14 protein-coding genes are annotated in these 19,533 nt (G+C 68.0%); 11 read left to right on the forward strand and 3 right to left on the reverse strand.

Translation table 11 applies throughout. From position 1 onward, the window contains the following. The first annotated feature begins 18 nt into the window (after positions 1-18). Both D7X96_RS07325 and D7X96_RS07330 read left to right on the forward strand, forming a co-directional pair. Positions 19-2,196 carry a BamA/OMP85 family outer membrane protein gene (locus tag D7X96_RS07325; protein ID WP_121769326.1) on the forward strand — a complete coding sequence of 726 codons (2,178 nt, stop codon included), beginning with the start codon at positions 19-21 and terminating at the stop codon, positions 2,194-2,196. Beyond that, positions 2,193-6,932 carry a translocation/assembly module TamB domain-containing protein gene (locus D7X96_RS07330; protein WP_121769327.1) on the forward strand — a complete coding sequence of 1,580 codons (4,740 nt, stop codon included), beginning with the start codon at positions 2,193-2,195 and terminating at the stop codon, positions 6,930-6,932. Before D7X96_RS07325 ends, D7X96_RS07330 begins: the two co-directional genes overlap by 4 nt. Before the next feature lie 68 nt (positions 6,933-7,000). Here D7X96_RS07330 and D7X96_RS39920 read toward each other — a convergent pair whose 3' ends face one another. Then, complete coding sequence (locus D7X96_RS39920; RefSeq protein ID WP_158626423.1) at positions 7,001-7,381, reverse strand: hypothetical protein; 381 nt, start codon at positions 7,379-7,381, stop codon at positions 7,001-7,003. 67 nt (positions 7,382-7,448) lie between these two features. On the opposite strand from D7X96_RS39920, the gene D7X96_RS41725 reads away from it, so the two are divergent. The 4 genes from D7X96_RS41725 to D7X96_RS07345 all read left to right on the forward strand — a co-directional run bounded on the left by D7X96_RS41725 (position 7,449) and on the right by D7X96_RS07345 (position 10,361). Continuing rightward, positions 7,449-7,841 (forward strand): TIR domain-containing protein, encoded by a 393-nt coding sequence (locus D7X96_RS41725; RefSeq protein WP_158626424.1) that lies wholly within the window; start codon positions 7,449-7,451, stop codon positions 7,839-7,841. 15 nt (positions 7,842-7,856) lie between these two features. Continuing rightward, the gene (thcB4, locus tag D7X96_RS41730; RefSeq protein WP_121724446.1) at positions 7,857-9,065 is read left to right on the forward strand and encodes a Thoeris type III anti-phage system protein ThcB4; all 1,209 of its coding nucleotides are present in this window, start codon (positions 7,857-7,859) and stop codon (positions 9,063-9,065) included. Then, a complete protein-coding gene (gene thcA / locus D7X96_RS39495; protein ID WP_147468255.1) occupies positions 9,038-9,682 on the forward strand; it encodes a Thoeris type III anti-phage system protein ThcA in 645 nt (214 codons plus the stop codon). Before thcB4 ends, thcA begins: the two co-directional genes overlap by 28 nt. A gap of 187 nt (positions 9,683-9,869) precedes the next feature. Further along, a complete protein-coding gene (locus tag D7X96_RS07345) occupies positions 9,870-10,361 on the forward strand; it encodes a TIR domain-containing protein (protein ID WP_121724447.1) in 492 nt (163 codons plus the stop codon). Positions 10,362-10,504: 143 nt separating this feature from the next. Here D7X96_RS07345 and D7X96_RS07350 read toward each other — a convergent pair whose 3' ends face one another. Then, complete coding sequence (locus D7X96_RS07350) at positions 10,505-11,557, reverse strand: hypothetical protein (protein WP_121724448.1); 1,053 nt, start codon at positions 11,555-11,557, stop codon at positions 10,505-10,507. Between the two features lie 125 nt (positions 11,558-11,682). On the opposite strand from D7X96_RS07350, the gene D7X96_RS07355 reads away from it, so the two are divergent. Next, on the forward strand, positions 11,683-12,999 hold the full coding sequence (locus D7X96_RS07355) for a hypothetical protein (RefSeq protein ID WP_121769328.1): 1,317 nt from the start codon (positions 11,683-11,685) through the stop codon (positions 12,997-12,999). 23 nt (positions 13,000-13,022) lie between these two features. Here the strand turns inward: D7X96_RS07355 and D7X96_RS07360 are convergent, their stop codons facing one another. Beyond that, positions 13,023-13,706: a DNA alkylation repair protein gene (locus tag D7X96_RS07360; RefSeq protein WP_121769329.1), complete on the reverse strand. Its 684-nt coding sequence runs from the start codon at positions 13,704-13,706 to the stop codon at positions 13,023-13,025. A 111-nt stretch (positions 13,707-13,817) separates the two neighbouring features. On the opposite strand from D7X96_RS07360, the gene D7X96_RS07365 reads away from it, so the two are divergent. Genes D7X96_RS07365 through D7X96_RS07380 form a run of 4 tightly spaced genes read left to right on the forward strand, consistent with a single transcriptional unit; the run spans position 13,818 to position 19,520 of the window. Beyond that, the gene (locus D7X96_RS07365; protein ID WP_121769330.1) at positions 13,818-15,032 is read left to right on the forward strand and encodes a hypothetical protein; all 1,215 of its coding nucleotides are present in this window, start codon (positions 13,818-13,820) and stop codon (positions 15,030-15,032) included. 42 nt (positions 15,033-15,074) lie between these two features. Continuing rightward, positions 15,075-16,160, forward strand: a complete 1,086-nt coding sequence (locus D7X96_RS07370; protein WP_120547935.1) for a hypothetical protein — start codon at positions 15,075-15,077, stop codon at positions 16,158-16,160. Positions 16,161-16,199: 39 nt separating this feature from the next. Further along, positions 16,200-17,504, forward strand: a complete 1,305-nt coding sequence (locus D7X96_RS07375) for a hypothetical protein (RefSeq protein WP_121769331.1) — start codon at positions 16,200-16,202, stop codon at positions 17,502-17,504. Between the two features lie 21 nt (positions 17,505-17,525). Next, positions 17,526-19,520 (forward strand): hypothetical protein, encoded by a 1,995-nt coding sequence (locus tag D7X96_RS07380; protein ID WP_121769332.1) that lies wholly within the window; start codon positions 17,526-17,528, stop codon positions 19,518-19,520. Positions 19,521-19,533 lie beyond the last annotated feature (13 nt).

The raw sequence follows: 19,533 nt of genomic DNA on the forward strand, positions 1-19,533 counted from the left end.
TCCGGTAAGAAACGTGACGTGGCCGCCGTCCGACTCCTCCGACTCCGCTCCGCCGTGCCCCTCGCGCTGGCCGTGTTGCTGACGGCGTGCGCCACCACGTCCAATCAGCCCACCGGCCCGAAGGTGAAGTCCCTGGACATCGAGGGGGCGAAGCAGGTGGACGACGGGGACATCAAGGACCGCATCCTCACGTCCTCCACGCCCTGGTACGCGTTCTGGCCCTTCGGCAAGGCGCACTACTTCGACACCAACGCGTGGCAGGCGGACCTGCGCCGCATCGAGCGCTTCTACCAGGCGCAGGGCTTCTACCAGGCGCAGGTGGAGTCCAACGAAGTGATTCCCGACGGCGACAAGGCCGTGCGCCTCAAGGTGGTGGTCAACGAGGGCGCGCCCACCGTCATCGACCGCATCGAGACGCACGGCCTGGAGGCGCTGGGGGAAGGGCCGGACCAGCCCTCGCAGCGCGAGCGGGAGCGCATCCTGGAGGACCTGCCGGTGAAGACCGGCGACGTGTTCCGCGAGGACACGTGGGCCGTCACCAAGGACCTGGTGCTCCAGCGGCTCAAGGACCTGGGGTACGCGGAGGCGGAGGTGGGCGGCGAGGTGCGCGTGGACGTGGCCACGCAGAAGGCCGTGGTGGACCTGCAGATCGCCCCCGGCCTGCGCTACCGCTTCGGCAACATCTTCATCGCCACGGACGCGAACCCCCAGGTGCCGCCCCGGCGCATCATCGAGCAGGCGCAGGGCGCCGTGCACAAGGGCGCGTACTTCAGCGAAGCGGCGCTGGCGGAGGCGCAGGCGCGCGTCTTCCGCATGGGCGTCTTCGGCGCGGTGAAGGTGAACCGGGGCGCGCCGGACCGGCAGAACGCCACGGTGCCGGTGGTGGTGGACGTGCGCGAGTCGCCCTTCCACTCCATCCGGCTGGGCGGCGGTATCGGCGTGGACGCGGCCCGGCAGGAGGGCCGCATCCTGGGCGAGTGGACCAACCGCAACTTCCGCGGCGGCCTGCGGCGGCTGACGCTGCGCGGACGCCTGGGCTACGCGTTCATCCCCAACGTGCTGGCGAGCCTCCGGGACGACGAGGGCTCCCAGCAGGCCCCCGTCTTCACCTTCACCACGGAGTTCGAGCAGCCGCGCTTCCTCTTCCGCGACGTGGCCCTGCAGGCCTCCATCACCGCGGAGAAGGGCCTCCAGCAGGCCTATTCGTTCTACGGCGGCTACCTGAAGACGGGCGTCATCTGGACGCCCCACCCGTCCTTCTCCGTCTTCCCCTCGTACAACCTGCAGCTGTACCGGCTGACCGGGCAGGTGAGCCTGGAGGAGAGCGTCCCGCCCATCATCCTGGGCTGTGGGACCACGACGTCGGAGGGCAAGTGCGACCAGGCGCTGAGCTTCCTGGAGGTGGCGTTCGCCTGGGACCGCAGAGACGACCGCACCGAGCCGCGCGACGGCTACTACCTGGGCTTCTCCCTCCAGAAGGGCGGCGGCCCCTTCTTCGGCAACTACAACTACGTCCGGCTGCTGCCGGACCTGCGCTACTACCGCTCCATCGGGGAGAACAAGGACCTGACGCTCGCGGTGAAGCTGCGCGCGGGCACGCTGAACCCGGCGGGCGGCGGGCAGAGCTCCATCGTCACCCGCTTCTTCTCCGGCGGCGCCACCGCGATGCGCGGCTTCAACGGCCAGCGGCTGTCGCCCATGACGCCCCTGGCGCCCACCTACAAGGAGGACGACGACGGCAACGTCCTCGTGGACGCGAACGGCAACCCCATCCTGGATTCCTGGGACACCGTGCCCGTGGGCGGCAACAGCCTCTTCGAGAGCGCCGTGGAGCTGCGCTACATGCTCACGGACGCGCTGATGCTGGCCGTCTTCTACGACTCCGGCCTCGTGGGCACGCAGGAGCTGTTCGGCAAGAACGGCCCCAAGCTGTTCGGTCCCGAGCACTACCACGCGGTGGGCGCCGGCCTGCGCTACCTGACGGTCGTCGGCCCCATCCGATTGGACCTTGCCCGGCGGTTGAACATCGGGCGGGGATTGCCCGTCAGCGATCCCGGATACATCTATCCGTCCTCGGGTGGATGCCTGGGCTTCGGGCGCAAGTTCGACAAGACCTCGACATCCGCGGATGCAGCCTATGCGGGTGCCCCGGAAGGGCTCTGCGCGATCCACATCTCCATCGGAGAGGCGTTTTGAGCGACCCGACGACCCCCGCCCCCGCCGCCCCGCCCCACCGGCGCAAGCGCTGGGGACGGAGGCTCTTGTGGGGCCTGCTTGGCCTCCTGGGACTCATCGTCCTGCTGGTGGCGGGCGCGCTCGTGTACGCCACCAGTCCCGGCGGGTCCGCCCGCCTGGCGCGCTTCGGCGTGGACCTGGCGAACAAGCAGTTCGCCGGCCGGCTGGAGCTGGGCGGGTTCGACCTGGACCTGAACGGCGCGGTCCTCACCGGCATCAAGCTGTACACGCCGGAGGGCGACCTGGCGGCGGAGATCGCCCGCGTGGAGGCGCGGCTGAACCTGTCCCCGCTGTTGGGTCAGCGGGTGGACCTGAGGAAGGTGCGCATCGAGGCGCCCCGCCTGTACCTGGTGCAGGACGAGCGCGGCCTCAACCTGATGCGCGCGCTGGAGCCCCGCGAGCCCAAGCCCGAGGAGCCCCCGGCAGAGAGCAAGAGCGCGCTGCGCATCGACCTCAAGGACTTCGAGCTGAGCCACGGCTACATCGACTTCCAGCAGGAGCTGCCGGACGGCGGCGAGCGCCAGGTGCGCCTGGAGGAGTTCGGCGCGAAGGGCGAGGGCCACTACGCGCTGGCGGACATGGACTTCGCTGCGGACCTGCAGGCCTCGGGCGGCCTCACGCGCCCGCTCACGGGCCCGGTGCGCCTGGTGCTCAAGGGCCAGGGCAAGGACGTGGTGCGCCAGGTGGACGCGCAGCTGGGGCTCGCCGGCATCGAGGCGGACCTGGGCGCGAAGCAGACCGGTGAGGCGGCCGCGGCCGTGGAGCTGCGCCGGCTGGCCGTGCCGCCCGCGCCGGTGAAGGCCTTCGTGCCCACGTACCCCCTGGTGGTGCCCATTGAAGCGAAGGGCACCGCGTCCATGGACGGCGACCTCGCGAAGGCGAAGCTGGGCGCCACCGCGGGCAAGGCCACGCTGGACCTCGACGGCGACGTGAACCTCGAGACGTTCCGCACCTCGGAGACCACCGTGAAGGCGCGCGGGGTCAACCTGGCGGAGCTGATGGAGAACGGCATCCCCACCAACATCGCCGCGGACCTCGTGGCGCACGGCGGTGGCACCAGCGTGGAGACGCTGGACGGCGACGTGGCCCTCACCGTCACCCCGTCCGAGTTCCGGGGCCAGTCGGTGGGTCCCATCGAGATGAAGGCCAGCGCGAAGGACGGCCGCTACAACGTGGCCAACCTGCGCGTGATGATGCCGGGCGCGGCGCTCGTCGCCTCCGGTGAAGGCACCGCGAAGGCGCTGGAGGCGCGCGGCAGCCTGTCCGCTGGCGACCTGAAGCTCCTGTCACAGGCGTTGGACAAGCTGCTCCCCGGCGGCACCGTGCCGCCCATGTCCGGCAGCGGCTCGCTGGAGCTGCTGGTGACGGGGCCTCCGGCCGCGCCGGGCGTGAAGGCGGACGGCAACTTCGTCGCGCTCAACTACGGCGACATCGCCATCCAGGACCTGTCGCTCAAGGCGAACGTGCCGGACGTCACCCGGCCGCTCACCACGGACGCCACCGTGCTGGTGAGCCAGCTGAAGACCGCGGGCAAGACGTTCCGCGACCTGTCCCTGGCGCTCACCACCGACGACCACCGCGAGCTGAAGGCCAGCGTGCGCGTGGACGGCGACGCGCAGCTCGCGCTGGGCGTGGAGGGCACGGTGGACGCGGACAACGAGGGGCTCGCCATGCGCGTCTTCTCGCTGTCCTGGCCGGAGGCCACCTGGACGCTCCAGCAGCCCACGCACCTGGGCTTCGGGGGCGGGCGCATCGCGCTGGAGCCGCCGCTGGCGCTCGCGTCCGGGCCGCAGACCTTGAAGATCGCCGCGCTGAAGGACGGCGAGCGCGTGGACGCGCGCATCGACCTGGGCGCCTTTGATTTGTCCAAGCTGCCGCGCATCGCGGTGCCGGAGGACCTGGGCCTGGGCGGCACGCTGTCCGGCCACGTCGCGGCGAAGGGGCGCATGGCTCGGCCGGACGCGGACGTGGACCTCACGCTGACGGACGGCAAGGCGCGCGGCTACGAGGGCCTGGGGCTCCAGGTGAAGGCTCGGTACGTGAAGGACCGCGCCACCGGCACGCTGGGCGCGGAGCTGAACGCGGCGCGCGTGTCGTCGAAGTTCGACGTGCCCGTGCAGGGCGTGCTGCGCCGGCGCAACGAGCCCGTGTCCCTGACGGTCAACCTGGAGAAGCTGGACGTCGCGGAGGCGCTGAAGCTGGCGAACCAGCCCCCTGGCCCCACGGGCCAAATCACCGGCACGCTGGTGGTGGACGGCTCCGCGAAGGACCCTCGGCTGGACCTGAAGGTGGTGGGCGCGGAGCTGCGCTACCCCGGCCGTCCGGAGGCCCTGTTCGCGCAGGCGCTGGGCTTCGAGCTGCACGCGAACTCCGACGCGAACGACGGCACGCTGGGCGCGCGGCTGGACGTGCAGGGCGTGGCGCCGCGGGCCTACGTGCTGGTGAAGACGCCCTTCACGCTGGGCGGCGTCATCGCGAAGCCGCCCACGCCCGCGCAGGCGCTGGAGGCGCCGCTGCACCTGGAGGCGCTGGTGGCGGAGCTGCCCCTGAAGGTGCTCCAGGGCGCGGAGGGCGTGGACAGGCCGGACGGCACGCTGACGCTGAAGGCGGACGTGAACGGGAGCGCGCTCGCGCCGCAGGGCCGCGTGGAGATGCAGGCGAAGGGTGTCACCGCCAACGGCCTGCCGCCCCTCAACGGCACCGCGCTGGCGCTGGCGGGCAATGAAGACGTGAAGCTGACGCTGGACGTCCAGCGCCCCAACGGGCCGCTGGCCACGCTGGAGGCGCGCGTGCTGGCGCCGCTGGCCGCGCTCCAGGACCGCGAGGTGGTCAGCCGCGTGCCCTTCCGCATGAAGGGCCGCGTGGGGCCGGTGCCCCTCAACGAGCTGCCCGGCATGGTGGTGGAGCCCGGCCCGGGCAACCGAGGGCCGCAGGGCGTGCTGTCCATGGAGCTGGTGGCGCGCGGCACGCCGGAGGCCCCGGAGCTGGAGGTCAACGCGGGCATGCAGGGCCTGGGCGTCGCGCAGACGGCGCTGGGGCAGGCGCGGCTGCACTACTCCTACTCGCAGGCGAAGTCCCTCTTCGACGCGATGCTCACCGCGCCCGGCGGCGGGTCGCTGCTGCTGGGCGGCACCATGGAGCTGGACCTGTCCCTGCCCGCGTTCCAGTCCGCGCAGGGGCCCGCGAAGAAGGTGGACCGGGCGCCGGTGGAGCTGACGCTGCGCGCGCGCCGCTTCGACCCGACGTTCCTGTCCGGCGTCTCCCCGTACGTGCGCTCGCTGGGCGGCATCATGCAGGCGGACGCGAGCCTGGGCGGCACCGTGGGCGCGCCCACCTTCAAGGGCAACCTGGCGTGGAAGAACGGCCGGCTGGGGCTGATGGGCTACGGCGAGTACAACGACATCCAGCTGGCGCTCAACGCGTCCCAGGACCGCATCGAGCTCAAGCAGCTCACCGCGAAGTCCGGCAACGGCTCGCTGGAGCTGACGGCCACCGCGAACCGCCAGGGCAAGGGCGGCGAGTTCCTGATGGAGGGCAAGGGCCACACCAAGAACCTGCCCATCGTGGTGGAGGACCAGCTGATGGCCCTGCTCACGCTGAACCTGTCCATGAAGGGCAGCCTCACCGAGCGGCTGGTGAACATCAGCGACCTGTCCATCCCGGAGGCGCACGTCGAGCTGCCGGAGGCCAAGCGCAAGGACCTGCAGCCCCTGGAGCGCCCCGTGGACGTGGTGATGGTCCGCAACGGCGTGCCGGTGGACAAGCGCAAGAAGAAGGAACAGGCGCCCACGCAGGTGGCCACGTCGCAGAAGGCGCGGGACCCGCGCAACGCGCCGGACTCCCCGGGCATGCCCGGCAACCCGGAGTCCACCGTGGGCAGCGGCGGCGCGGGCGGCCCCACCTCCCAGGCGGAGGCCGAGGCCCTGGCGGAGGAAGGCGAGGAGGAGGCACCGCCGCAGCGCCAGTTCTGGGTGAACATCAACGCGCCCCGCAACCTGTGGGTGCGCGGCACGGACCTCAACGTGCAGCTGGGCCTGTCCGAGGGCTTCCGCGTCGAGTACGCCAACGAGGCGCGCATGTTCGGCGAGGTGATGGTGCTGCTGGGCCGCGTGGACGTGCTGGGCCGCCGCTTCGACGTGCAGCGCGACAGCCAGGTGCGCTTCACCGGCCCGGTGATGATGCCGTACATCAACGTCACCGCCGAGCACCGCAACGACAACGCGAACGTCACCGTCTTCGTCACCGTGCGCGGCCAGGGCAAGGAAATCACCCTGAAGACGACGAGCGAGCCGGCCCTGCCGGAGTCGGAAATCTACACGCTGCTCGCCACCGGCCGGCGCACGCTGGAGCGCGGCTCCGGCGCGTCCATGAACGCGGGCGCGCAGGCGGCCTCCGTGGTGGGCTCGTTCGTCGCCAACGAGGCGCGCAAGGCCATTGCCGCGAAGCTGCCCCTGGACGTGCTCTCCATCGAAGCGGGCGACAACGGCATCTCCGGCACCAAGCTGGAGGTGGGCACGTACGTGACGGACAAAATCTACGTGGGCTACACCGGCCGCGTGGGCGCCAACCTCCAGCGGGGAGAGAACGCCAACGCCGTGCGCTTCCAGTACCTCTTCAGCCCGCGCTGGAGCCTGGAGGGCATGTACGGCGACGCGCGCTCCGGCGGCCTGGACCTCATCTGGACCAAGGACTACTGACATTCATGCCGAAAAGAACCGTCCAGGCCTCACTTTGACACATCAAGACACAGCACAAACCCACGACTTCACGCTCCAACCAATATACCAACAACAAACAACAACCCAACATAGATTGGCCATACAGTCCACGCCCAAACCGCCTCGAAATATTTCTTAACCGAGGCCGGAGGCACAACAAGACTTAGCTCTTCTCCAGACGCTATCAACTGAACTGGCAAGCCTCGAAATTGGCGCTCTTTCATGAGGAAGTAGGAGTCCAATCCCCAAAACACCACCGTCGGATAAACAGCCAGGACAGCAAAATAGCGCTCTGTGTCCTTGTTGCCAAAAGCCAGCAGTGCCGTGATGACTGTGACGGCCCACCCCTTAATAGCGAAGGAGTTCTGTGCCATCCTGCTAATGATGCCTTGGTGCAGTTCTGCGCGCTTGATGATAAGGTCCGACATGAAGTTCCTTCCAACTTGGGGCTCTGGTAGGCTCTCTATCGAGCACCAACGTTTAGGGAGACAGACGATGCCTCATTCCGTCTTCATTAGCTACGTTTTCGAAGAACGGCCTTACAAAGACAAAGTTGCGAGTTGGATTGAAGGACTGCGGCTAGGCTCCAATGTTGTCGTCACCTATGAGCGCGCCGATGTTCGGCAGCAAGGTGAACAGGAGATCCGCAACCACCTACGGCCTCTCATCCAGGGCTGTGCTGCGGTTTTCGTACTTGTGGGGGACACGAGCCACAGTCGAAAGTGGATTGACTATGAAGTGTCAGTGGCTCGCTCGCTTCACAAAATTGTTATTCCCATTAGGATTCCAGGGACGAGAGGAGGATTACCCCGAGAAATCCAAAACGAGCATGAAGTTGTTTTTGAGCCCAATGCAATTGCCAATGCACTTCGGGACAGGCTGAGGTAAAGCACCGTGAGTATAATGGGCACGTCTGGCTGCTACCAAGTCGTGGTACTTGAACCAGAGCGCAAGGCTACCGGTGGAGGCGGACACTCAACGACGCTGCAGGCGACCCTTGAACGTCAGCTACGGGAACTTGGGCTCGACCCTATGGCTGCACTACGGGTTCTCGATGAGAGTAACTTTCACCGAGAGCGGGTTCGCGGCATGCCTGTGGCTGCCGTTTACTTCGGTGGGTCATACCAGAGCACGGAGGCTACTCAGATCCTAGAAGAGCTTCGAAGCGAGGGCTGCTTCATCCTCCCCGTTGTACCCACGCTGATAGCGTATCAAACGCAGGTCCCCAGCACACTGGCTGCAATCAATGGCCAGGAACTAAAAAAGAGCGACCCTGCCCTAGAGCACATTACAGCCCGGCTCATGGAAGAACTGGGATTGATGCGCTCGCGTCGACTCGCATTCATTAGCTACAAACGAGATGAGTCACGCGGGGTAGCGCTCCAACTCTACCAAGCCTTGGATGCTTGCTCGTTCGAAGTATTCCTGGACACCCACAGCATCAAACGTGGCGAGGAATTTCAGCCCATGCTTTGGGACAGACTAGGAGATGCGGATCTACTGATTCTCCTGGATACACCCAATGCGCTTACAAGCACTTGGGTCGAACAAGAGGTCGCACGTGCACACAATCTTGGGCTGGGCGTGCTCCAACTCATTTGGCCCGCACCGCACAAAAGAACGCCTGGAACCGAATTGTGTGAGCCATTCGTTCTCGAAGCTAACGACTTTACCGACAATCCGAACTCGTCGGGAACGACACTCAACAAGTTCAAGCTTGAAGAGATTGTCGCGCGGGCCGAATCCACACGTGCTCGTTCTCTCGCAAGTCGAAAAACCAGAGTAATTACCGAGTTCTGCAAGCAGATGAAGACACACGGAGTGGACGTAACCATCCAACCCTCTGGACGCTTGGAAGTACCGCACCCACACCGTGGCGCCACGTATGTCTTTCCCATTGTGGGGCATCCAGAGGCAACTCTGCTACAAGAGATAGCCGACGACTGCACAACATGCGGAGCACCAACTCCTCATGGCTGTCTCATCTACGATCCGCTTGGCATTTGGCCCCGGAAAGCAGCGCACCTACAGTGGCTTAATGGCTTCCTTCCCGTCGAATCCCTGGCTATCTCAGAGGTCCCCAAGTGGCTGACACCCAAAAGCACACCTTAGGGCCTGTCTTCCTCTCAGCAAGCATTCCCAGCCCGTATCGCGATCAGAAGTACTTGACCACCGTTGACCTCATAGCCATCAGGGAGGCCGTCACCGCGCTCACCATGGTGATTGCTCCCACAGATCGGCTAGTTTTCGGTGGCCATCCCGCAATTTCCCCCTTAGTACATTTAGGCGCAGAGCGACTTGGTGTCGCAAACCATGTCTACATTTATCAATCCCTCTTTTTCAAGAGCATGATTCCGCCGAGTTCACTGAAATTTCGCCATCTCATCTGGACGCAAGCGGGTGCCAGCCGGGCCGCTAGTTTGGACCTGATGCGAAAACAGATGATCATGAGCGAGCGCTTCCAAGCAGGGGTGTTCATAGGAGGGATGGAGGGAGTGGAAGATGAATTCAAGCTCTTCTGTCACCACCATCCACATGCGGCCATTCTCGCAGTTGCTTCCACTGGAGCTGCCGCTCGTATCCTTTTTGATCGCGAGCCATTGGGCACGAAAGATCCTGGACTAGAGCATGATCTAGCATACGCATCCCTGTTTAGACGATTATTACGTAGAACAGGGAGCCCGCCGATTCCCCCGGCTAGTAGCCCGAGTTCATCAACTCCACCTTAATTGGCCGAAGCAAGCCATCATTACACCGCATCTACACTGAAGCACCAGCGCAAACACATCGTCTCTATTTACGCAGCCCAACTCTTGGAGCCAGACACTGAGCCCCTGAAAACCTGCCAACAGAAGCAAGTTTCCGCCACCCCACTACCGCGCCACACTAGAACCAACAAATACCCTGGAGGACAATTTGGCACGCAGAGTCTTTTATAGCTTCCACTTCGACAATGACTTTTGGCGCACGCAGCAAGTGCGAAACATTAATGCTCTTGAGGGTCAGACGCTTGTCGCTGCGAACACCTGGGAAGAGGTTAAGAAGAAGGGTGACGCCTCAATTCAAAAGTGGATCGACGACCAAATGGTTGGAAAGAGTTGCGTTGTCGTTCTTGTAGGCTCAGAAACCGCCTCCCGCAAATGGGTCCAATACGAGATCAAGAAAGGCTGGAGTGAGGGCAAGGGGGTTCTTGGCATTCGGATCAACAAACTCCTCAACAAAGATGGCAAATCTTCAGCCCCAGGAGCCAATCCGTTCGATCTGCTCAACATTAAAGGGAAATCGTTCTCCCAAATAGCATCACTCAAAACCCCATCCGGGGTTGACAGCAAAGCAGCATACGCCGACATCGCCAAAAACATCGAAGCCTGGGTCGAAGAGGCTATTAAGATCAGAGAAAAATATTAGTCGCCCCAGCCAAGCTTACCCGCAAGAAGCAGGGTGGGATTGCACGACTAGAGATGGTGTCACACGGCCTACCGCCCTGTAACTTCTCATTCACAAGGACTACTGACCGCCCGGACGCGTACGTCCGGGCGGCATGCGCGGCCTTACAGCGGATACGCCGCGTAGCACGTGCCCATGGGCCCCACGCCCGTGGTGCCCGCGCCCGGTGCGTCCCGCCACGCTCCTTCCGCGCCGCACTGCTGCCACAGCGTGCTGCTCACCTGCACGCAGGTGCGCACGGGCACGCCCCGGCCCAGGCGCGTGGAGACGCAGTACGGGAAGGACACGTTGCAGTTGGACGGCTTGGTGGTGGTGCCGCCAATGAAGACGCCCTGCGAGCACTGGCGCCACAGCGCGTCCGACGAGCTCTGCACGCACGAGCCCTCCGGCACCGTGGCGTCCACCGTGCCGGAGTAGCAGCCCTCCGTGGTGGTCGTCAGCGTCCACGGGTACGCCGTCTTGAAGCGGTTGTAGATGGTCGCCATCAGCGACGAGCCGCCCACCGTGGTGCGGCCGCACTGGATGGCGTACGCGCCCACCCAGGGCGTGTACGTGTAGAGCGCGGCGGTGGCGTTGTTCACCGGCTTCACCGAGCACGGGTCCGACGTGGACTTCGTCACCCCCACCTTCCAGCCGGAGATGGTGGCGCGGCCCGCCTCCAGGTCGGTGAGGTAGCCGCGCATCTTCTTCGCCGCGCACTCCACCTGCTTGCCGAAGCCCACGTATTGCGCGTCACAGCCGCTGCCGTCCGGACAGCCACAGCCCGTGGCCTTGCTCAGGTTGGTGGACGTGCCGCTCTGGATGAGGCTGGACTCACCCTGGATGCGCGCCAGCATGTACAGCGGGCTGATGTTGGACGCGCGCGAGCGCTCCACGATGAGCGTCGCCGCCGTCTTGCCCCAGGCCGGGTCCGTGTAGCCCGCCAGGTACGAGCCCTGCTGCTGGAGGAACGCCTGCACCTGCGCGGGCGTGATGCCCGTGCCACCCGTGACGTCCGAGTCCTCCAGCAGGCGGTGCATGTCGTACTTCGTCGTCGCCTCCTGCAGCACCTGCCCGGTCAGCTCGTCAATCACAGGCTCGTTGGGGCTCTCTTCCAGGGGACCGCAGCCGGCCGCCAGCAGCGCCGGGAGCAGCAGCACAGACCATCGGAGCTTCATCACGCACACCTCGGGGGAAAGGCCGGCTGAGGGCCGGTGGGGCGAGCATGACTCAAGACTTTCCGGGAAGTTGAGAATTAGCCCCGAGCAGGGAGGACGAGGGGCGGAGTAGAGTTCTGGACATCATGCGGACCCCTGCCCTGTTTCGTCGGAAGTGTTGGCCGTTCCTCGCCGCGGGCCTCCTGGCCGTGGCGGGCTGTTCGGATTCGAGTGGCCCGGGTGAAGAGCCCGGTCCGGGCACGGACGGGCCCGGGGTGACGCCGGGCGACGGCTCGGAGTGCCTGGGCGCGAAGTTCCTCACCACGCTGGGCAAGAGCACGGTGCTGGTGGGCGCGAAGATGGAGGACGACACCGCGAAGGCCGCGCCCTTCGACGTGCGCTACCTGTACCTCTCGGCGGGCCTGTTCGATTCGAAGGACGCGTGCAACTCGTGCGCATCCGGGTGCACGTCCGACGGCGCGTCCTGCGCCAACGACGCAGGCGGCTGCGGGTGGTGGGGCTGCTGGCAGTACGACCAGGATCCGCCCGGCGCCTACCTGCGTGACTTCATCAAGACCGCGCAAGAGAACGGACAGATTCCCTTCATCACCTACTACGAGGCTTACCAAGCCAGCGGCTTCGCCGAGGGCAAGGATCAGCTGAAGGCGCTCAACGACGCGGCGTTCCTGGGGCGCTACCTCGCGGACTGGCGGTTCCTCCTGAAGCAGGTGGGACAGGAGAAGGTGCTGCTGCAGATCGAGCCGGACATGTGGGCCTACCTCCAGTACTTCCCCAACGACGGCAAGGCGCAGTCCACGCCAGTCGCAGTGAAGGCGGCGAACCCCACGGATTGCGGCACCCAGGAGAACAACGGGGCGGGCCTGGGCCGGTGCATGATTTCCATGGTGCGCAAGTACGCGCCCAACGCGAAGGTGGGCCTGCACGCGAGCGCGTGGGCGACGAAGATGGACGTGTCCGGCAACATGGACCCGTCGTTCGACGTGGCGGGCGAGGCGAACAAGGTCGCGGACTTCCTCATGTCCGTAGGCGCGGGCGACACCGACTTCGTCACGGTGGAGGCGTCCGACCGCGACGCGGGCTGGTACCAGAAGACGACGGGCAGCGCCGTGTGGTGGGACCCGGAGAACCGCCAGCTGCCGCACTTCCATCAGGCCCTCAGCTGGGCCAAGGCCGTGTCCGCGCGGATGAACAAGCCGCACATGTGGTGGCAGCTGCCGGTGGGCAACATGGCCCTCTCCAACAGCGGCAAGCAGTGGCGCGACAACCGCGTGGACTACTTCCTCACCCACCCGGGTGAAGTGGCCGCGGCCGGCGGCGTGGCCATGCTCTTCGGCGCGGGCAACGACGAGCAGACCACGCCGGAGACGGACAACGGCAACCTGGTCAATCGCGTGAAGGCCTACAAGGACGCGGGCGGCCAGCCCGCGTGCGTGAAGAACTAAAGCCGCTGACGCCCGGGCCTTCGTCAGGCCCGGGCCTTCGCCTTCTTCCGGGCCTGGATCTTCTGGATGTACTGCGCGGCATCCGGCGTCTCGCAGGCCGTGTCGCCGTGATCCACCTCCACCCTGCCCAGCCGCTTCGCCGTCGCGAGCGCCGCGGTCTGGACCGCGCCTCCGGTGGCGCCCACCGCGATGAGCGCCGTGTTCATCGCCTCGCGGACGCGGTTCTTCGCGCCCGGCAGCTCCGCTTCAATCCGCTTCACCCACGGCAGCAGGTCCTCCTCCGCGAGCACCGCCGTCTTCGTGAGCAGCGCGGCCAGGCTCTGCCACCCTGCCCGCCCCACCCATTCGGACCTGGACTTCGTCCACGTCAGCGCTTTCGCCGCGTGCGGTGAGCGCAGCACCACGTTCGTCACGAAGACGTCCGTGAGCGTGTGCCAGTCCAGCGCCTTCGCCCAGGCGTCCAGCTCCTTCCAGGGCATCGCGGGCGCGTCCACCACCATCGTCGCCAGCAGCCGCGCCTCTGTATGCCCCGACGCCCAGAGCGCCCGGGCGAGCGCCGCGTCCGTGCCGATGCGCTTCTTCAGCGCCGTCAGCGGACCGAAGTTCACACCGGACAACGGCTGGGGGGCCCCGTGGCGCAGATAGGTCTTCCGCGTCTGCTCCGTGCCCAGCCGCTCCAGCTTCCGCATCGTCTCTTCCAGGGTCATGGGGCGTTGGATTGTGCCAGCACTAGCTCAAACGAGTGACTGTCACTCCCCCAGTGCCTCCTCCAACTTGCGGCCCGTGAAGGGTGGATGTCTCACCTGCGAGGGGGAGTGATGACCAGCGCTGAGTACCTGTCCGATGTGGAGTCCCTCGACGCCATGGACGCCTGGGAGGGCGCGGATGCCCTCCAGGAGCTGGAGGACCTGGCGGATGAGTTCAGCGAGCTGGAGTCCTTCGAGCCCTCGGGCTTCGAGGACGACCCCTTCGAGCCCTCGGGCTTCGAGCCCACCGGCTTCGAGCCCTCGGGGTTCGAGGATGACGGCTTCGAGGAGCTGTTCGCCGCGGCCGAGGCCGAGGACACCTTCCTGGAGGACGACGGCTTCGAGGGGTTCGAGGCGAGCCCGGCCACCGGCCTGTTCGTGCCGGCCACCAGCAACCGGCTCGTGTCCGGCCCCGCCGCGGTGACGCTCGCGCGGGCGCTCAACCCCTTCGTGCTGGAGTCCATGGACGCGGATGACGCCGAGGCGTTCTTCCGTCGCATCACCCGGCGCGTGCGCAGCGCCGCGCGCGGCATCGCCCGGGGCGTACGGCGGGCGGGCCAATTGGGGGCCGCGGCGCTGCGCCGCGCGGGGCCGCTCATCGCCCGCGCGCTGCCGGTGGTCCAGCGCGTGGCGGGGCTCGCGGGGCCGTGGGGCCGGGTCGTCGCGGCGGGCATTGGCGCCGCGCAGGGGTTGCTGCGCGGACAGGGATTGCGCGGTGCGCTCGCGGGGGCGGTGGGTGGCCTGATTCCAGGCGTGGGCGGGCGCATCGCGTCTTCCATCCTGCGCGGAGACGGCGCGGATGACGACGCGTCGCTGGACGCGCTCGCGGACATGGCGGACGCGCGGCAGGTGCCGCCCGCCGTGGCCCTGCCCCTGGGCGCGGGGCTGGCGGCGCGGGTGGTGACGCGGCAGGCGGTGCCCCTGAGCACGTCGCTCGGTGGCGCCGCGCAGGGGGTGCTGCGCGCGCGCTCGCGCGGCGTGGAGCAGCTGCTGATGCGGCTGGCCCGTCAGGTGCCGGGCACCGCGGGCCGGCGGCTGCGGCTGATGCGCCTCATCGCCCGGCTGGCGGCGGGGAACCTGCGCCTGCGCGGCCCGAGCGGCGCCATCACCGCCCTGCCCGGCGTGGTGCAGGGCGCGGGGCGCCGGGTGCTCACGCGCGCGGTCCAGGTGCCTTCAATGGGCGTCGTCCCGCCGCGCCTGGCCGCGCGGCGCGTGTACGCCCGGCGGCAGGTGCTGCGCCGCATCCCCGTGGCCGCGGTCAGCGCCGCCAGCGTCCGCCGCGCCTAGTTCCATCCACTCACGAAGTCTTCAGGACAAGGAGGAGTACCCATGCAACCGCAGCCTTTCGAAGAGGAGTTTTCGGGCCAGGGCGACGAGATGTCCGACCTGCTGGCAGAGGGCGAGGAGGGCTTCGAGGACGAAGGCATGGAGGAGGGCTTCGAGGCCGAGGGCTTCGAGGGTGAGGGCTTCGAGGCCGAGGGCATGGAGGAGGGCTTCGAGGAGAACCCCACCCCCATGGAGGGCGAGGGCTTCGAGGACAACCCCACCACCCTGGAGGGTGAGGGCTTCGAGGAGAGCCCCATCTCCTTCGAGGAGAGCCCCATCAACATGGAGGGCGAGGGCTTCGAGGGTGACGGCTTCGAGATGGACAACCCCAACGCCCTGGACGACGCCTTCGCGGACGCGATGGACGCCCAGGACGAGGACGAGTTCCTGCGCCGCCTGGTGGCCGGCGCCAGGCGCATCGCCACCGTGGCCGGGCCCACCTTCCAGCGCATCCGCCGCCGGGCCATGCCCATCGCCATGCGGCTCATCCGCCAGGCCGCGCCCCGGCTGGGCGGCATCGCGGGCCAGGAGATTGGCCGCACCCTGGGCGGGCTCTTGCGCGCGGACGCCATGGACGCCTTCGCGGACGCCGCCGGTGACTACGCGAGCGACGAGGACCTGGACGCCTTCAACCGCGTGCTGGGCGGGCTCGCCGCGCGGCACGTGGTCCGCTCCACCCTGTCCCCCGCGCGCCGCCGGCAGTCGCCCCAGCAGGCCCGGGCGCTGGGACGCGCGGTGGGCCAGATGACCACGCAGCTCGCCTCGCGCATCAGCCAGCGCTACGGCCCCCGGGCCCTGCCGGCGGTGACGCGCGTGGTGCGCCAGGTGACGCGGCTGGTGCGCCAGCAGGGCGCGAGCCCCCAGGCCGTGCCGCGGATGATCCGCCGCATCGGGATGCGCGTCATCTCCAACCCGCGCGTGGTGCGCCGGCTGGCCCGGACCAGCCCCGCCGTGCGGCAGCTGCGGGCGCGCGCGGGCCTGCGCCGCACGGGGCCGCGCGGCCGGTACAACACCATGATGGGAGGCCCGGCCTACCGCCGGATGCGGACCGTCACCCTGCGGGGGCCGGTGCGCGTCGTCGTGCGGTGAGTGGAAGGGGCGCGAAGCGGGCAAGGGGGAGGCGGGCACATGGCGGACACGCTTCAGCGGTTCCTGCGGGCCAAGGTCCAGAGCATCACGTTCCGGGCGGGGCGCCTGTCGCGCCTCACGCCGCAGGACGTGGGCATCCGGCCCCGGGACGTCCCCTACGCCCCTTCCCCCGCGCACTTCGCCGCGGCCAACGCGCGGCTGGGCGAAATCGACCGGGACGTGCGCCGCGCCCTGTCCCGGCTCAACGGCCGGCTGCGCGACGCCCCGCCCCCGCCGGACGAGGTGCTGCAGCGCAACGCGCTGCTGGAGCGCGAAATCGACCGCGCCCGCCGCGCCTACGGCCTGTTCTTCGACGTCTTCAGCCAGCGGGGCACCCGGTTCGCGCCGGCGCTCGCGGCGTGTGACGCCATCGCGGTGGACTGCTTCCAGGCCGTGCGGCAGGCCGCGCCGGGCCTTTTGCACAGCCCGATGCTCAAGCCGCTCACCTACCTGGAGCACGGCTTCTCCCCGGCCACCTTCCGGCGCGGCGTCCTGCTGAGCCGGCTGCTGGGGGAGCGAAACCCCTTCCCGCTCATCCGCGTGCCCTACGAGCGCGTGGAGGCCCCGTGGGGCATGGGGGTCATCCTCCATGAAATCGGCCACAACCTGCAGGCGGACCTGGGCATCTGGCAGGAGACGCAGGTGGCCCTCCAGCGCCGCGTCCTGCACGCCACCGGCAACCCGTGGCTCACGCGCCTGTGGGGTCGCTGGCACAAGGAGATCTTCGCGGACCTCATCGCGTGCCTGCTCGGGGGGCCCGCGTCGGTGCACTCGATGAAGGACTTCCTCGCGTACCCGGCGTCGCGGGTGCTGACATTCCATCCGCTCAGCGCGCACCCCACGCCGTTCCTGCGCGTGTTCATCCAGGCGGAGATGCTCCGGCGCATGGGCTTCCATCAGCGCGCCTGCGACGTGTTCGACAACTGGAACCGGCTGTACCGCTCGCGGCTGCCGTACGCGCGCATCCCGAAGCTGCTGCTCACCACGGCCCGCCAGCTCATCCCCCATGTCGTGGATGAGATTGCCTTCCAGCCCCGCCGGGGCCTCGCGCAGCGCGCGCTGGTGGACGTGGTGCCCTTCTGGCACTCGGACCAGGAGCGCATCGACCGGGCCGCGGAGTCGCTGGCGCGCGGGCACATCCCGCCCGGCGTGCCTCCGCGCCACGTGGTGAGCGCCAGCCGCGAGGCGCTTGAACGGAGGCTGGCCCCGCCCGAGCGCATCTCTCGGACGGTGCTCAATCATCTGGTGAAGCTCGGCACGCGCGATGCGCGGACGCCGGGTGTGGGCGTCACCCTGGCCGCATGACAGGACCTCAAGGGAGGGACGATGTACGAGAACGTGAAGGGGAGAAGCCCCGCCGCATCCATCGAGCTGGCCTCGAGCGCGAAGTCGAAGTTCGACGAGTTCCTGCGCCGTCAGCTCGGCGTGTCCGACGCGCGTGACCCCAAGGCGGTGGTGTACGCGCTGCGAAAGCTCTACCCGACCACGGCCGCGCGCCTGGACGACGAGAGCCGCGGCCAGCCCATCCGCGTCACGGCCACGCCCGAACCGGCCATGACGCCCATGACCGGGATGCTGGACTCGCCGGGCCAGCGCCGCTTCCGCCAGGAGCGCCAGGCGCTGGTGGACGACCTGGAGATCGCCGTGAACCTGGCCTCCAACCGGGACTTCAAGGCGCCGATCTGCGGCTGGCGGGACTCCATCCTCGCGGAGCTGGACGAGGGCGAGGCCGCGGCGAACCTGGCCGTGGACCCCGTGTCGCGCGACCGGGCCTTCTATTCCATCCGCAAGCTGGGGGACACCGCGCGCGTGGCGCGCCTGGTGGGGATGATCAACCCCACGGTGGTCCAGGAGTTCGGCCGGCTCGCGGCGACCATCGACGACAACGCCACGCTGCTGCGCATCCTGGCGGGCGAGGCGCTCTTCCGCGCGGGCTTCGACAAGGGCGGCACGGTGTTCCAGGTGGCGCTCCAGGACCTGCGCCAGCGCCGCGAAGCACTCATCAACTCGCTGGAGCAGCTCACCGCCACCTCCCTCCAGGAGGGCTATGACGACTGGGGTGACGGCCAGGCGTCCTACGGCAAGCTGTTGGATCAGCTGCGCGCCCGGGGGCAGTCGGACCTGCGCGCCATCGCCCGGCCGGAGGCCATGTCGCGGCTTCTGGACGTGCTCCTGAACCACGCGCCCCGGCAGAACTCGGAGGACATGCGCGGCATCGCGTCCGCGGTGCCCGTGGAGCTCATCCAGCTGCGGCGCCTGCGTGACGTGGCCGGAACGCTGCTGGACACGTCCACCGACGCCTTCACCCACAGCAGCAGCCGGGGCGTCGCGCTGAACGCGAAGGTCCAGGGCGCCTCCGCGCCCCTGGCCGCCTTCGTGGAGGCGCTCACGCTCTTCATCGACGCGTTCGACCGGCCCAACGCCGGAGCGCGGCTGCTCAACCTGGTGCTCCCCGTCCCGCTGACCTTCCGGGACCTGACGGGCAAGGAGCAGGAGCTCAACGACAAGTTCCGGCAGCGCAACGACACCCAGGAGCTCATCGAGGACCTCCTGATGGACCCCAGCACGTCGGTGGAGTTCTGGAAGGAGCTGGCCCGGTTGGACCGCAAGCTCTACCACATCGACCGGATCATCGACCTGTTCCTCCTGGACTACGACGAGGCCACGGTGCCGGGCGGCAACCGCGTGGACCTCCACGAGGAGATGATTGAACAGCTGGATGACAACGTGGACGTCTTCAACGTGAGCCCGGCGTTCCTCCGGGAGCAATGCGGGCTGGAGGAGGACTCGCTGGAGCTGGCGAAGACGCTGACCCAGGAGGCGCCCGGCCAGGCGGAGGAGATTGAAGACGACCGGAACCACAAGTACGGCTTCCCCCAGGGCGCGCACTGCAACACCGGCGAGCCGTTCACGGTGCCGCCGCCCATCCGCGTCTCGCTGGACCGCATCGAAAAGGACCTGGAGCCGCGCATCATCTCCAACCCCGGCGTCGTGGAGCACCCGAGGCACGCGGAGCCGGGCGAGTCTCCGGAGGCGCCGGCCGCCGGCGCGCGAGGCAACGGGGCCAGCATGGATGACGTGGCGTCGCTCATCGAAAAGAGCCGCGCGCGCATCATGACGGACGTGAAGCAGCAGCTGGAGGCCCAGGGGCCGGAGCTGGCCCGGCAGCTGGAGCAGGCGTTCTCGGATCAGCTCAAGGCCGTGGAGCGCATCATCGCCGGCAGGGAGCGGCACGGCGCGGACAGCCGGCCCGCGCCGGTCAACGGACACGCCAAGGGCGGCCACTCGCGCCGCCACGTGCGCCACGCGCGCAAGCCGTGAACGTGCACGCACG

The organism is Corallococcus interemptor (assembly GCF_003668875.1).
Classification (GTDB): domain Bacteria; phylum Myxococcota; class Myxococcia; order Myxococcales; family Myxococcaceae; genus Corallococcus; species Corallococcus interemptor.